Origin of the sequence: Enterobacter cloacae complex sp. ECL72, assembly GCF_019056635.1 — a bacterium.
In the GTDB taxonomy this organism is placed as follows: Bacteria; Pseudomonadota; Gammaproteobacteria; order Enterobacterales; family Enterobacteriaceae; genus Enterobacter; species Enterobacter hormaechei_C.
Map to the genome: position 1 here is coordinate 3,408,910 of NZ_CP077659.1, position 15,390 is coordinate 3,424,299.

Consider the following 15,390-nt stretch of genomic DNA (forward strand, 5'->3'; position numbering starts at 1 on the left):
AAGCGCAAGGTGCGCTCTACCTGAAACCTTTTGCGGCCATGGCTAACGTGGTGTCGAGCATTCGGTTAGCAAAGCCCCATTCGTTATCACACCAGACCAGCGTCTTGATAAGGTGCGCACCACTGACTCGCGTCTGCGTGCCATCCACGATGGCGCTGTGCGGGTCGTGGTTAAAATCTACTGAGACCAACGGTAATTCCGTATAGTCAACTATACCATGAAATGCTCCCTGTGCCGCTTTTTGCAGCAACAGGTTGACTTCACAGGCTTTTACCGGTTTTTTCACCGTCACGCTAAGATCGATTGCGGTGACGTTTATCGTCGGCACGCGCACGGCAATCGCTTCGAAACGGTCGTTAAACTGCGGGAAAATACGGGTGATCCCGGCAGCCAGTTTCGTATCCACCGGAATGATGGACTGGCTCGCCGCGCGAGTGCGCCGTAAATCCGGATGGTAGGCGTCGATGACCTGCTGATCGTGCATGGCGGAGTGAATCGTGGTCACGGTACCGGATTCAATGCCATACGCATCGTCTAACAGTTTAATGACCGGAATAATGCAGTTGGTGGTGCAGGAGGCGTTGGAGACAATGCGGTGTTCAGCTTGCAGCTCGTGCTGGTTGACGCCAAACACGACGGTGGCGTCGAGGTCGTTACTGCCGGGATGGGAGAACAGCACTTTTTTCGCGCCAGCATTCAGATGCGCTTCGCCATGTTCACGGTTACCGTACACGCCGGTACAGTCCAGCACCACATCCACACCCAGTTCGCGCCAGGGCAGCCCTTCAATACTGTTCTCATGCAGCACGCGGATGGCATCGTCACCGACGAACAGCTGTTCCCTTTCCTGGCGAACGTCCCAGGCAAAGCGACCGTGGCTGGTGTCATATTTCAACAAATGCGCCATGCCCGCAGCATCCGCCAGTTCATTGATTGCCACCACGGTGATTTCCGCACGACGCCCGGATTCATATAAAGCACGAACCACGTTGCGCCCGATGCGACCGAAGCCATTAATCGCTACGCGTACGGTCATAGATCTCCTGCAAAGCTATCCCTGAGTTTGAGGTGGCTGAAAGAGTAATCCAGCGACGCCCGAAGGGGAATCCTTGCTGTCACAAACTGCGATTGATTGGTCAATTGTCGAACATTTAATCGACTGAAACGCTTCAGCAAGAATAAGCGAATCGGGGAATAAAAGGAATCTCTGTCCAGATGAATAAGCGAGCTATATGACTTGCATCACATTTTCGGTGGAATAATTTACAGAGCAGTTACATGTCTGAGGAATCGTGCATACAAAAAAGCCGGGTGGCGCTAACGCTTACCCGGCCTACATTTTATGCCATTTGTAGGCCCGGTAAGCGTTAGCGCCACCGGGCAAAACGGCAATTACAGCAGTTCTTTCGCCTTAGCGACAACGTTCTCAACGGTGAAGCCGAACTCTTCAAACAGCTGTTCAGCCGGCGCAGACTCACCAAACGTGGTCATACCGACGATAGCGCCGTTCAGGCCCACGTATTTGTACCAGTAGTCAGCGATACCCGCCTCCACCGCCACGCGAGCGGAGACCGCTTTAGGCAGTACGGATTCGCGGTACGCGGCATCCTGCTTGTCGAACGCATCGGTAGACGGCATGGAGACTACGCGCGCTTTCACGCCTTCAGCAGTCAGTTTTTCCCATGCGGCAACGGCCAGTTCAACTTCAGAACCGGTCGCGATGAAGATCAGCTCAGGCTGGCCTGCGCAATCTTTCAGCACGTAACCACCGCGCGCGATGTTTGCCAGCTGCTCTGGGGTACGCTCCTGCTGCGCCAGGTTCTGACGGGAGAGGATCAGTGCGGTCGGGCCATCATGACGCTCAACGCCGTATTTCCACGCCACCGCAGATTCAACCTGGTCACATGGACGCCATGTGCTCATGTTCGGGGTCACGCGCAGAGAAGCCACCTGCTCTACTGGCTGGTGGGTAGGACCGTCTTCGCCCAGACCGATGGAGTCGTGGGTGTAGACCATCACCTGACGCTGTTTCATCAGCGCAGCCATACGCACGGCGTTACGTGCATATTCCACAAACATCAGGAAGGTAGAGGTGTACGGCAGGAAGCCACCGTGCAGAGCGATACCGTTGGCAATCGCGGTCATCCCGAATTCACGTACACCGTAATGGATGTAGTTACCGGCAGTATCTTCGTTGATTGGCTTAGATCCGGACCACAGGGTCAGGTTTGATGGCGCCAGGTCAGCGGAGCCGCCGAGGAATTCTGGAAGCAGAGGGCCAAACGCTTCGATCGCATTCTGAGATGCTTTACGGCTGGCGATCTTGGCTGGGTTCGCCTGCAACTTCGCGATGAACTCGTTCGCTTTCGCGTCGAAGTCAGACGGCATGTCGCCTTTCATACGACGGGTGAATTCAGCCGCTTCCTGAGGGAAGGCTTTCGCGTATGCCGCGAACTTCTCGTTCCAGGCCGCTTCTTTCGCCTGGCCCACTTCTTTCGCATCCCACTGAGCGTAGATTTCAGACGGGATTTCGAAGGCAGGGTGTTTCCAGCCAAGTGCTTCACGGGTCAGTGCGATTTCCGCGTCGCCCAGCGGTGCGCCGTGGGAGTCGTGAGTGCCCGCTTTGTTCGGAGAACCGAAGCCGATGATGGTTTTGCACATCAGCAGGGACGGTTTGTCGGTCACGGCGCGCGCTTCTTCTACGGCACGTTTAATCGAGTCAGCATCGTGGCCATCAACGCCGCGCACAACGTGCCAGCCGTAGGCTTCGAAACGTGCGGCGGTGTCGTCAGTGAACCAGCCTTCAACATGACCGTCGATGGAGATGCCGTTGTCGTCGTAGAACGCAACCAGTTTACCCAGCTTCAGGGTGCCTGCCAGGGAGCACACTTCGTGAGAAATGCCCTCCATCATGCAGCCGTCGCCCAGGAAGGCGTAGGTGAAGTGGTCAACGATGTCGTGGCCAGGACGGTTAAACTGCGCCGCCAGGGTCTTCTCTGCAATCGCCATCCCTACGGCGTTAGCGATGCCCTGACCCAGCGGACCGGTAGTGGTTTCAACGCCAGCGGTGTAGCCCACTTCCGGGTGACCTGGAGTTTTGGAGTGCAGCTGACGGAAGTTTTTCAGCTCTTCGATTGGCAGATCGTAGCCAGTGAGGTGCAGCAGGCTGTAGATCAGCATAGAGCCGTGGCCGTTAGACAGCACGAAACGGTCGCGGTCTGCCCATGCCGGGTTCTGCGGGTTGTGGTTAAGGAAATCACGCCACAGGACTTCGGCGATGTCAGCCATGCCCATAGGGGCGCCCGGGTGGCCGGATTTGGCTTTCTGTACTGCGTCCATGCTCAGCGCACGAATAGCATTAGCAAGCTCTTTACGTGAGGACATTTTAACTCCAGATCGGACTGTTAAAGGCCATGCCCTTGACGACAGCGCGTTTTGGGCTACGCCGGAAAAAAGTGCCAACAATGTAACCCAAGCCGCAGGGCATGTACATGGACCATTCTTTTGCAGCTTAAGAAATCTCTGGATCATGCTCGCATGTTGCGCAATCTGCTCGCCCGCCTCTGTCGATATTCCTTATACTTAGCCCGACACCGGCTTCGTTGACGGTGCATTTTTCGGAATTAATTCAGATTAACGAGTACGGAAGCAACATCATGAAAATGCGTGCAATCGGGCTGGCTGTGGGAACAACGCTCCTGCTAAGCGGCTGTCAGAATATGGATTCTAACGGCCTGATGACCTCAGGCGCAGAAGCTTTTCAGGCCTACTCATTGAGCGATGCGCAGGTGAAAGCGTTGAGCGACGAGGCCTGTAAGGATATGGATGGAAAAGCTACGCTTGCCCCGGCAAACAGCACCTACACGCAGCGTCTGAACAAGATTGCTTCCGCGCTGGGCGACAACATTAACGGTCAGCCGGTGAACTACAAGGTGTATATGGCGAAAGACGTCAACGCCTTTGCGATGGCGAACGGCTGTATTCGCGTTTACAGCGGCCTGATGGACATGATGACCGACAACGAAGTGGAAGCGGTGATCGGCCATGAAATGGGTCACGTTGCACTGGGTCACGTGAAGAAAGGGATGCAGGTTGCGCTGGGCACCAATGCCGTGCGTGCAGCGGCGGCCTCTGCGGGCGGCATCGTCGGCAGCCTGTCCCAGTCGCAGCTGGGCGACGTGGGCGAAAAACTGGTGAACTCGCAGTTCTCCCAGCGTCAGGAGTCGGAAGCGGATGACTACTCTTACGATCTGTTGCGCAAACGCGGCATCAATCCATCGGGTTTAGCTACCAGCTTCGAAAAACTGGCGAAACTGGAGGAGGGCCGTCAAAGCTCCATGTTTGACGATCACCCGGCTTCGGAAGAGCGTGCACAGCATATTCGCGACCGTATGGCGGCAGACGGAATTAAATAATTTCAGAAGGAGGCAGTTTTGCCTCCTTTTTATTTCGCATGAATTGTTAACTTAAAAGCACGTATCGATAACCCCCCTGAAAGCCCCGCCAAATCTACCCTGCCACTCTGAAATTCCTGGTCACATAATTATTGCAAAGGTTACTTTTTCCGGTAATTATCTCTTCCGCAGTTATTCAAATTAATATATCCAGACAGAGACGTTCCCTCCGTGAAAAAAGAATTATCATTAATTGCTTTAAGTTTATTTGCCGCATTACCTGCCGCCGCAAGCCAGCAATCCGACAGCAAGGGTTTTATTGACGACAGCCATCTGGATCTGTTTTTACGCAATGCGTATATCAGCCGCGACTACCATCAGGGCCAGCAGGACAAAGCCGAATGGGGTCAGGGGATCATCGCCACGTTTGCATCCGGCTATACCGAAGGGCTGGTGGGCTTCGGCGTGGACGGTATCGCGCAGTATGGCGTGCGTCTGGACGGTGGCCGCGGCAAGAGCGGCGCGGGCGGCATCGACTTCTTTAAGCAGGAAGACGACGGCCGGGCAAAATCCGATCTGGCAAAGTTTGGCGCGACGGCCAAAATGCGCATCTCCAATACCGTGCTGAGCTACGGGAACCAGCGTCCTGAACTGCCAATCATTACATCCGACAGCTCCCGCCTGCTGTTTGAAAGCTACACCGGCACCCTGCTGACCTCGAAAGAGATCGACGGTCTGGAAGTCAACGCCGGTTACTTCACCGACGAGCAGCGTAAAAGCGATGACCGCCACGACAGCGGACTGAAGAGCCTCTCCTTCGGCGGTGCGAGCTATCAGTTTAACGACCAGTTCAGCGGCGCGCTGTACGCCTCTCATAACGAAGAGGTGATGAACAAGCAGTACCTGGGCATGAACTTCAAACAGCCGTTCAGTACCGGGCAGCAGCTGGTGCTCGACTTCAACGGCTATAACTCCCGTCTCGACCAGCATTACGCGGACAGCCTCAACACGGGCCGCAGCAACACCATCTGGAGCCTGGCAGCGAGCTATATCTGGGACATTCACACGTTCAAAGTGGCGTACCAGCAGAGCAGCGGCAGTACCGGCTACAACTACGGCGGCTATCGCGACAAAGGCGGAGTGGGTGACGGCGGTAACACCATCTGGCTGGCGAACTCCTACTGGTCTGATTTCAACGGCGAAGATGAACGTTCCTGGCAGGCATCCTACGGTCTGGACTTTGGCGGCCTTGGCTTACCGGGCCTGAGCTGGACCACCGCCTACGTGCGCGGCGATAACATCAAAACCTCTGAAACCAGCAATGGCAAAGAACACGAGTGGTTTAACCAGATCCAGTACCAGGTGCAGGATGGCCCGGCGAAAGATCTGAAGCTGAAGCTGCGCTACTCCGTACTGCGCGTCTCCAGCAACGCCAGCGAGTACAACGTCGGCGGGGACGAGATCCGCGCTTACGTGGAATACCCGTTTAACGTGTTCTGATGAAAAAAGCCGGGTGGCGGCTTCGCCTTACCCGGCCTACCGTTTTCTCCCTGTGGAAGAGGGTTAGGATGAGGGGAAACAGCTAGTAAAGCGTCTTCTGCGGCGGCCCGGCAAACTTCAGGGCGCCAATCTGCCCCATCCGCACTTCCACTACCGACGGCCCCGGCATCGCCAGCGCCTCCGTCATCACCGCATCAAAATCCTCTGCCCGCTCAACGCTCCACGCCTGAAGGCCAATCGCCTGCGCCAGCAGGGTAAAGTCCGGCGTATGCAGCGCGTTATAATACTGACGCCCGCCGAAATACTTATCCTGAATACCGCGCATCACCCCGTAGCCGCCGTCGTTCATGACCAGCAGCGTCACGTTGGCTTTCTCCTGCGCCAGCGTCGCCAGCTCGCCTAAATTGAGGCTCAGGCCGCCGTCGCCCACCAGCCCCACCACCTTGCGCTGCGGGTTGGCAATCGCGGTGCCGATGGCCATCGGCAGCCCCATACCAATCGCCCCGGCGAGGGGAGTGAATGTTCATCAGCGGACCGTTAGCCCTGAACAGGCGGCTACCCCACAGGCTGCCGGACACGGTGATATCGCGCACAAGCAGGCCGTCTTTCGGCAGGGCTTTTGCTATGGCGTCGTTAAGCTTCGCATAGGCGCCGCACTGCTCGCGCAGCCCCTGCTCAGCTTGCCCGACCGCCTGCTGCACCTGCATATCCCACTGGGGACTGCCCCACTCGCGGCCCTGTACTTTTTCAGCCAGCGCGCCAAAGCACCGCTGAACAATCGGCTATCAACGTGCTATCCATCAGGTAGTTACGGCTTGCCGCCGCCGGGTCGATATCGATCTGCACCCGCGGGGAAGGCAGCTCAAGCGTCCAGGATCGGGTTTCGTTGCTGCGCAGGCGAGAACCGGCCACCAGCGTAAAATCACACTGCGCAATCAGGGCCTCAACCGACGGCGAGTTGTGGAACGCGCGAAGGCTGGCGCGGTGGCTGTCCGGCAGCACGCCGCGCGCGTGGGTGCTGGAAATCACGGTGATGCCCGCATCCGCCAGCGTTTTCACCGCCTCAGCGCTGCCCAGCGCCCCGCCCCCCAGCCACAGCAGCGGCTGTTTCGCCTGCTTGAGCTGCGCCCACAGCGCGTCAACCATTCCGGTATCCACGGCTGGAACCGATGCCGGTTTAACCGGTTTAGTCACCAGCGACAGCGGAATTTTGGCGCCCTGAATATCAATCGGTATTTCCACCGAGACCGGTCCGCATGGCGCGGTCTGCGCGTCCTGGATAGCTTTATGCAGAATCGCTATCGCCTGATTCGCATTGCTGATGCGGTACGCCCGTTTTGAGCTGGCCTTCAGGAAGGTCAGCTGGTCACGGGTTTCATGGATAAACCCGGTGTCGGCGTCCAGCCAGGCTTTCTCAACCTGCCCGGTTAAATGCAGCAGCGGCGTGCAGGCATTCATGGCTTCCACCAGCGCGCCTACCGCATTACCCGCCCCCGCGCCGGTGCTGGTCAGCGCCACGCCGAGGCCGGAAAAGCGCCCGTGGGCATCGGCCATGGTGACGGAACCGGCTTCACCGCGGGCGGGCACAAAGCGGATATTGCCCCGCTGCCCAACCGCATCCGCGATCGGCAGGTTGTGAATAGAGATGACGCCGTAGATGGCCTCAACCTGATACTGCTCCAGCGTTCTGGCGATGGCGTCGCCGACGGTTATCATTTCGCTCATTGCTCACCCTTTCTCAGTCGCACCAGTGGTTGACGCTGTTACCCGTCGCCAGATAAATGCTCTTTTGTTGCATCCAGGCTTTCAGCCCCTGAATACCCTTCTCGCGGCCCAGACCGCTCTCTTTAAAGCCCCCGAACGGGGTCGAAATCGCAAAGACTTTGTAGGTGTTGATCCACACCGTGCCTGCCTCCAGCTGCTCGCTGAGACGCAGGGCGCGCCCGGTATCGCGCGTCCAGATCCCCGCCGCCAGGCCGTAAACCGAGTCGTTCGCCTCGCGGATAAGCGTGGCTTCATCGGCAAACGACATCGCCACCAGCACCGGGCCGAAGATCTCCTCCTGACAGGCGCGGGCGCTGTTGCTCAGCCCTTCGATAATCGTGGGCTGGAAAAAGCTGCCGTTTGCCAGAGCGGGATCGGCGGGGATCTCGCCGCCGCACAGCACGCGGCCCCCTTCACGCTTCGCCAGTTCGACGTACTCGATCACGCTCTGGCGATGTTTTTCGCCGATCAGCGGTCCGACATGCACGCCGTCGGTAAACGGGTGTCCGACGCGCAGCCCGCGAGTTAATTCCAGCAGCCTCGCCATCAGCAGGGCGTAAATGCTCTCGTGGATAAACAGCCGCGACCCGGCGATACACGCCTGCCCCGCCGAGCTGAAAATGCCATAGCAGATCCCGCGCGCGGCCTGTTCGATATCAGCATCCTCCAGCACAATGGTCGGCGATTTGCCGCCCAGCTCCAGCGAGGCCGGGATCAGTTTTTCCGCCGCCACGTGCGCCAGATGACGGCCCGTGGTGGTACCGCCGGTAAAGGAAATTTTGCGCACGCGAGGATGGCGCGCCAGCGCATCGCCAATCACCGCCCCTTTGCCCGGCAGCACGCTCAGCAGCCCGGCGGGCAGCCCGGCCTGTTCAAAAATCCGCGCCAGCTCCAGCGCCATCAGCGGCGTGGCTTCGGCGGGCTTGAGGATCATCGCGTTCCCGGCGGCAATCGCCGGTGCGACCTTCTGCATTTCGCTGGCAATCGGCGAGTTCCACGGCGTGATGGCCGCCACCACGCCGAGCGGCTCATAGCGGCTCAGCGTCAGCAGATCCGGCTGGCGCGGCGTGGGCAGTTCCCCTTCCAGCAGCTCGCAGGCGGCGGCAAAGTAGCGCGCCGTTCCCGCCGCGCTCATCACCAGCCCGCGCGCTTCCGCCAGCGGCTTGCCGTTATCACGGCTCTGCATCTGCGCCAGCGCGTCGACGCGGGATTCAATGAGATCGGCAACCTTATGCAGGATCTTCGCGCGCATATGCGGCAGGCTGTTACGCCATGCGGGATCGCGCCAGGCGCGCTCTCCGGCGTCTACCGCCTCCTCCAGGTCATACAGACTGGCGGCATTCAGCGTCGCGTTGATCGACCCGTCTGCCGGGAAGTGGCTCTGCATCGGGTTGCCGCCGCCGTGTCGCCACTGGCCGCCGATAAAAATCTTCAGATCGTCCATCGTCACTCCTCAGCTCAGGGCCAGCTCGCGGCAGGCGCGCACCGCGCTCAGTGCCGCCAGGGTGGAGGTTTTAGGATTCGATGCCAGCGGCAGTCCGCTCAGCTCCAGATGAAACTCGCCGAACAATCCTTCCACATGGAGCGTGTGGGTGTTACGTTTCGTTGCCGGGTCAACCATCAGCTGCACGCGGGTGTCGTCCATCCCGACGCCGCCGAGCGCCACGGTCGCCGCCACGTTGGCGTTCGCCGGGAACAGGCGCGCCGCCTCGCGGGCGCTGCCTTCAAAAAAGACCTTTGCCTCTGACACCGCATTCAGATCGATAAGCTGCTCAGCATAGCTGCCGCGCCAGCTGGCCGGGCTTTTGCGCGACTGATAGGTAACGCGCTCAAGGCCGCCCTCTTTCGCCGCCGCCAGCCCGTCGATACCGGCCACCGCACCGGAAAGCAGGGTCATTTTTCCGCCCGCAGCGAGCAGACGCTGCTCCAGCGCGCTGTCCGCCAGCGCGCCGGTGGAAATGACGGCCAGATGCCAGCCGCGACGCAGGATCTCTTCCCCGTACTGGGCCACCGCCTGCTGGCTAGCGCATTCCAGCACCAGATCCGGCGTTTGTGCGCACGCCATCGGCGACGTCAGCGCCTCAACCGCATCGCCAAACTGGTCGTGAATGGCGGCATGGTGAGACGCGCGCGCCACGATCCAGCCGATAGCCACGCCGGCGGGCAGGCGCTCAATCACCGCCTGTGCCATGGCGCCAAAACCAATCAACATTACCTTTTTCATGATGTGTCCTTACAGATGGCGGCAGAAGCCGCCGGAAACGTCCAGCGCCGCGCCGGTGGTAAACGAGGCCAGCGGCGAAGCGAGGAACAGCAGCGCCTGCGCGGGCTCCTGCGGCTTGCCGAGGCGCGCCATTGGAATGCCGCGCTTGCGCGCGATATCCGCCGTCCATTCCGGCCAGCTCTGGCTTTTGTCCGCCCGGTTTTCAAAGCGGCGCTGCCACTGGCCGGATTCCACCATGCCGAGCAGTATGGAATTGACGCGAATGCCCTTGCCCACCAGTTCTTTCGACAGCGTCAGCGTCATGTTCAGCAGCGCGGCACGAGCGGCGGAGGTGGCGATCATGTGCTCCTCCGGCTGTAGCGCCAGCAGGGAATTCACGCAGGTAACAGAGGCAATGTCGGACTGCTCCAGCAGAGGCTGAAACGCCTGCACCGGGTTAATCACCCCGAACAGTTTGAGTTCGGCTTCGTGCAGCCACGCCTCGCGCGGGGTGTCATGGAAGTGCGCCACGTAGCCCTGCCCGGCGTTGTTGATCAGCATATCCGCCGCGCCAAAGCGCGCCTGCACCGCATCCGCAAAGGCCTGAACTTCGTCGGCGTTCAGCACGTCGCAGCGGTAAGCGAAAATCTCCCCGTGGGGAAATTCGTTTTGCAGCGTCGCATGGGCGCTGGCGAGCCGGTCCGGGTCACGGCCGCAGAAGGCGACTTTCGCCCCTTCACCCAGCAGCAGGCGCAGCGTTTCAAAGCCAATGCCGGAAGAACCGCCGGTAACGACCGCTACGCGCCCGTCAATTTGTGCATTCATCGCGCACCTCTTCGTTAATGCGTAAAAGCTGTTGGTTGAAAAACGCGTCGTTATCGAGATAGCTGGCGTGCCCGGCCTGCGGAATGGCGATAAACGGCATGCCGTAGCGCAGCGCCAGACCCTGAACCAGTTCCGGCTGGGTGATGGCATCCTGCTCGCCGCACCAGACTTCAAACGTGCCGGAGTAGCGTTTAAGCCAGCCGTGGATATCGTCATGCGCCAGCATCCACGCGGCGGCAAGGTAGCCTTCCGGGCGCAGCGCCCGCATGCCCGCCGCGACGGTGGCGATATCTTCCGCGCGCGCGCCGGGGCGCAGCAGCTTCGCGGCGCGGGTCTGGGCGAGGATGTCGCCCCCCAGCGCCATCTGCTGCTCGCGGTTACGCCAGACCTGCTCCCGCTGCTCCGGCGCGGCATTGCCGTACCCCTGCGCGGCGTCGGCCAGCACCAGATGAATGACGCGATCCGGGAACTTTGCCGCAAAGGCGCTGGCCACCAGCGCCCCCAAGGAATGGCCGACCAGCACTGCCTGCCAGACACCGGCGCGATCCAGCATCGCCGCCAGCGCGTCGGCGTAATCCCCCGCGTTCGCCCGCGCTACGGCCAGCATCGGGCTTTCGCCGTAACCGGGCATGTCCCACGCCAGCACGCGAAAACCGTTCAGCGCCATTTGCTTGTGCCAGGAGGCGGCGCCGGAGCTGATCCCGTGCAGCAGCATCAGCGGAATACCGCTTCCCTGTTCACGAAAACCCGTCATCATGCCCCCCTTAGTTCCGCTTCACTTTGGAAAGCGGATGGTCGGACGGATAGGTTGGGATTTCCGGCTTGTTGGTCCCCAGCATGACGCACATCAGCGCTTCTTCTTCGCCGTGGTTAAACAGGCCGCGATAGATGCCCGGCGGAACGGAGATCAGGTCACGCTCACGCAGCACGGTTTCTGTGTAGTTGTCGCCGTCCTGGATCATCAGCGTGATCTGCCCCTTGAGCATGAAGAACACCTCTTCCACGTCGTCGTGCAGGTGCAGCGGTCCTTCGCACTTCGACGGCAGCACCATGGTGGAGAAGGTAAAATGGTCCGCCTGCACGGTGTTGGTGTCGTTCGCGACGCCCGTTGCGCCGGTGCCGATGTAGCGCATCTGCGCCCGGCGGTATTTCGGGTCAAAATCGGCCTGGAACTTCAGCGCGTTCCAGTCGTATTTACGGCCTTCGAAGCGCGCGATGCGCGACTCGACCCACTCTTCCATCGTCAGATGGTCAGGTTTGATGCCTGTTGTGTTGGTTACGGTTGAATCAGTCATGACACTCTCCTCAGTAACGTCTCAGCAGCGGCAGTAACAGGACGCAGCCCACCGCCGCCATCACCGCCAGAAAAATCAGCCCGGAATCCATGCTGTGGGTGAAGGCGATAAGCGCGCCCATCACCGCCGGCGACAGCGCGCCCGCAAAGTTTCCCAGCCCGTTGAAGATACCGCCCGCCGTGGCGCTCACCCGGGGATGGGTGGCCTTCGCCAGCAGGGCGAAAATGTTGGGTGCGCCGGTGCCCCACATAAAGGTGCTGAAGCTCATCGCCGCGATGACGGCCAGCGGGGTATCAAGGTGCATCACCGCCGCCAGCCCGACGGCCGCCCCCGCCATGGAGATAAAGCATGCCGCCGCGCGCTTATCGACCCTGTCCGAGAGCCACGCGCCAATCACTTCCCCTGCCAGCATGGCGATGAACGGCATCGACGACAGCCAGCCCGCGTGCTCCAGATGAATGCCTTTGCCTTTGATCAGGTAGCCCGGCAGCCAGCCGTTGATGCCCCACAGATAGGTCAGGAAAGCGATGTTAAAGATGCAGATGATCCAGAAGTGCGGGCTGACGAACAGCTCACGCCGCGCCGCGCGCCGCTCGTCCCGGGACGCCTGCGAGGTGCCGGGTTTTGCCTCCAGGCGGATCCCGCGCAGACCAATGCGCACAAAGATAAGCACCGGCACGGTAAGCATGGCCATCACAAAGAAAGTGCTCTGCCAGCCAAAGGTGTTCAGCAGCCAGAGGGAGAGCGGGAAACCAATCGCCGCGCCCACCGGGGTACCCAGCAGCCACAGCATGGTGGCGCGTGCCTGTAAATGCTGCGGGAAGTTGTGACGTACGATGGCAAAGGCCAGCGGGAACAGCGGTCCTTCCGCCACGCCCAGCAGAATACGCAGGACGATCATCAGCGTGTAGTTATGGGTAAAGCCCATCGCCACCATCAGCACGCACCACACCGCCATCATCCCGGTGAGCAGGCGCAGCGGCGCGATTTTGTCGCCTAAACCGCTTAAAAACACCGATGAGAAGCCATAGCTCAGCAGGAAAGCGCTCATCAAAATGCCGAGACGCGTGGTGTCGAAATCAATGCCCATCGCCTGCTGGAAATGGGTATCCGAAAAGAGCGCCGCGATGCTGATTTTGTCGAAAAACGCCAGCAGCACGCAGGCCAGCAGCGACAGCGGGATGGCCCAGCGCACCGCTTTTTCGGGCGTGCGGGTCCCCTCACCGCTCGCCTCAACCGGTGCGGTGTTAGTCTCTAGTGTGGTCATCTCTCCCCCTACGGGTGCGGGTTAGCTATCGCAGTGACATCAGTGAAAAGGTCGGGTCGGCGAGCGGCACGTCGGACAGATCCCGCCCCGCCGCCATCCAGCGCTTCGCCAGCTTGACGGTACGCGCATCGTCGAACGCCACCAGCTGCGTCAGCCTCCCGTTGTCGTCCAGCGAGAAGTACAGCGCCTCTTCACGCACGACCGTTCTGCTGCCTGGCTGCGGAATACCGAGGATCTGAATATTGTGCTGATATTGATCCGACCACAGCCACGGCGCGTCGTCGTAGCCTGGCGCATCGGGGTTGAGCATCGCTTTCGCCGTTGCCACCGCCTGATTCTGGGCGAAGGCCCAGGACTGGATGCACAGGCCGTAGTGATGGTGCTGGGCGACATCTCCTGCGGCAAAGATGAACGGATCCGAGGTGCGTCCCTGGGCATCCACCACGATCCCACGCCCGGTTTTCAGCCCCGCATCGCGCGCCAGCTCCAGATTGAGATCGACGCCGATCCCAACCACCACCGCATCAAAGGTTTCACGCTGGCCGTCGCAGTGGATGACCGGCAGGCCGCCGTCGTCCTCCAGCTCCAGCGCACCGCAGCCGGTACGGATATCCACGCCCTGCTCGCGGTGAAGGGCCTTTAAGCGCTGCGATACCTCGCCGCTCACCGAGCGCATGCAGAGCGCTGGCTGCTGCTCGAACAGGGTGACCGCCACGCCGCTTTTCCGCGCCGAGGCAGCAATCTCCAGTCCGATCCAGCCGCCGCCGACGATCGCCAGTTTTTTAATTTCCGCCAGACGACTTTTCAGGCGCTGCGCGTCCTGCCAGTGGCGCAGGGTATAGACCTGCGGATGGCTGGCCCACGCCTGCGAAGGCAGGCGCGCCCGACCGCCGGTAGCGATTAAAAGGATGTTGTAACTAAGATGCTCGCCGTTGCTAAGAACAACTTTTTTCTCATCGCGATCGACAGATTCAGCGCGCAGCGGCCGGTACCAGGCCAGGTTCAGAGCCTGCTGCACCTCGTCGCTAAACAGCCTTGGGAGCGCCGCGTCCGGCTCCAGCAAAGACGCTTTTGACAGCGGCGGGCGCTCGTAGAAATCCCACTCTTCTTCCGCTACCACGCAAATCTCGCCGTCGAAACCCTCATCGCGCAGGGTTTTCGCCGCCCAGCCGCCCGCCTGGCCGCCGCCGATAATGACAATGCGCGACGTCATACCGCCTCCGGCTTTTTCTGCTGGCGGCGTGTGTCATGGTCAATCCCGCCTTCCACCGCCCACTCGGTAAAGGAGACCAGGGAATGCTCCAGCTCACGCGGCTGCCAGTTTTCCGTCAGGTAATCATCGTTGGTGTAATACTCAAACGCCCGCCGGTCGGGCTGTTGACGTACCAGAAGTACGCCGACGACACCGGATGACGGCCCGGCCCGATAAAGGTGCTCCAGTCATGTTTATTCATCGCGATACCGCCGCCGATCACCTCGTGGATGTCGCGCACGGTGAAGGCCACGTGGTTGAGGCCGCGCTTGCGGTTCGGCAGTTGCAGCAGGAACAGGTTGTGATGGCCGCCGCGCACGCCGCAGCGCAGGAACACGGCGCGGTTGATATAGCGGTCCGAGACCTGGAAGCCGAGCACCTCGCGGTAGAATTTCTCCACTGCCGCCAGCTCTTCCACGAAGAACACCACATGCCCCACGTTGATCGGCTGGGCGCGATCGTAAACCGGGCTGGGGGTGTCGATACGGCGGGCATCGCCCCACTGGTTAATCGGCTCGACGTTCAGCTCCACGTCAGTTTGCTGGGTCACCTGCACGCGCAGCGTCATGCCGTTCGGGTCCAGGCACTCCAGCGCGTCGCCCACTTCACGAAAACCTGGCTGTTGCGCCAGCTTCGGGCGCAGCGCGTCCAGATCAGACTGGCTGGCAACCGCCCAGGTCATGCGGCGCAGGGTGTTGCCCGCTTCAAACGCGGGCGGCAGGTCGGGGCTGTCGATCGGGTTAAGCTCCACGCGCGCGCCGCTCAGGGTGGTGAAACGCTGGCCGCTGGCATCGCCCGTCAGGCCAAAATCACGCATAAATTTGGCGCAGTGCGTCAGGTCTTGCACACCAAATTCCAGCTTTTCAATTCCGGTTACACTCATCGTTCGT

At 60.4% G+C, this 15,390-nt stretch carries 11 protein-coding genes and 2 pseudogenes; 2 read left to right on the plus strand and 11 right to left on the minus strand.

The window, feature by feature from the left end; all coding sequences use genetic code 11:
• Window positions 1–16 precede the first annotated feature (16 nt).
• Window positions 17–1,036 carry an erythrose-4-phosphate dehydrogenase gene (gene epd / locus KTH07_RS16475; RefSeq protein WP_015571810.1) on the minus strand — a complete coding sequence of 340 codons (1,020 nt, stop codon included), beginning with the start codon at window positions 1,034–1,036 and terminating at the stop codon, window positions 17–19.
• 356 nt (window positions 1,037–1,392) lie between these two features.
• On the minus strand, window positions 1,393–3,384 hold the full coding sequence (gene tkt, locus KTH07_RS16480) for a transketolase (protein WP_015571818.1): 1,992 nt from the start codon (window positions 3,382–3,384) through the stop codon (window positions 1,393–1,395).
• A gap of 272 nt (window positions 3,385–3,656) precedes the next feature.
• Between tkt and KTH07_RS16485 the strand changes: the two genes are divergently transcribed.
• Window positions 3,657–4,415: a M48 family metallopeptidase gene (locus KTH07_RS16485; RefSeq protein WP_017382909.1), complete on the plus strand. Its 759-nt coding sequence runs from the start codon at window positions 3,657–3,659 to the stop codon at window positions 4,413–4,415.
• Window positions 4,416–4,625: 210 nt separating this feature from the next.
• Window positions 4,626–5,894: an OprD family outer membrane porin gene (locus KTH07_RS16490; protein ID WP_017382910.1), complete on the plus strand. Its 1,269-nt coding sequence runs from the start codon at window positions 4,626–4,628 to the stop codon at window positions 5,892–5,894.
• A gap of 82 nt (window positions 5,895–5,976) precedes the next feature.
• Here KTH07_RS16490 and KTH07_RS16495 read toward each other — a convergent pair.
• From KTH07_RS16495 to KTH07_RS16535, 9 genes and pseudogenes are all read right to left on the minus strand, one after another.
• Window positions 5,977–7,619: pseudogene (locus tag KTH07_RS16495) on the minus strand (thiamine pyrophosphate-binding protein).
• A gap of 13 nt (window positions 7,620–7,632) precedes the next feature.
• On the minus strand, window positions 7,633–9,102 hold the full coding sequence (locus tag KTH07_RS16500) for an aldehyde dehydrogenase (protein ID WP_023304397.1): 1,470 nt from the start codon (window positions 9,100–9,102) through the stop codon (window positions 7,633–7,635).
• 9 nt (window positions 9,103–9,111) lie between these two features.
• Window positions 9,112–9,882, minus strand: coding sequence for an aspartate dehydrogenase (locus KTH07_RS16505; protein ID WP_017692699.1), 771 nt, complete (start codon window positions 9,880–9,882; stop codon window positions 9,112–9,114).
• Window positions 9,883–9,891: 9 nt separating this feature from the next.
• Window positions 9,892–10,686 (minus strand): SDR family oxidoreductase, encoded by a 795-nt coding sequence (locus KTH07_RS16510; protein WP_015571822.1) that lies wholly within the window; start codon window positions 10,684–10,686, stop codon window positions 9,892–9,894.
• A complete protein-coding gene (locus KTH07_RS16515) occupies window positions 10,670–11,440 on the minus strand; it encodes an alpha/beta fold hydrolase (RefSeq protein ID WP_032619068.1) in 771 nt (256 codons plus the stop codon). The genes KTH07_RS16510 and KTH07_RS16515 overlap by 17 nt, the downstream gene beginning before the upstream one ends.
• 10 nt (window positions 11,441–11,450) lie before the next feature.
• Window positions 11,451–11,981 (minus strand): cupin domain-containing protein, encoded by a 531-nt coding sequence (locus tag KTH07_RS16520; protein WP_015571824.1) that lies wholly within the window; start codon window positions 11,979–11,981, stop codon window positions 11,451–11,453.
• Window positions 11,982–11,991: 10 nt separating this feature from the next.
• The gene (locus tag KTH07_RS16525; protein ID WP_015571825.1) at window positions 11,992–13,248 is read right to left on the minus strand and encodes an MFS transporter; all 1,257 of its coding nucleotides are present in this window, start codon (window positions 13,246–13,248) and stop codon (window positions 11,992–11,994) included.
• A gap of 25 nt (window positions 13,249–13,273) precedes the next feature.
• On the minus strand, window positions 13,274–14,461 hold the full coding sequence (locus KTH07_RS16530; RefSeq protein WP_023304398.1) for an NAD(P)/FAD-dependent oxidoreductase: 1,188 nt from the start codon (window positions 14,459–14,461) through the stop codon (window positions 13,274–13,276).
• A pseudogene (locus KTH07_RS16535) lies at window positions 14,458–15,383 on the minus strand (VOC family protein). Before KTH07_RS16535 ends, KTH07_RS16530 begins: the two are co-directional and overlap by 4 nt.
• Window positions 15,384–15,390 lie beyond the last annotated feature (7 nt).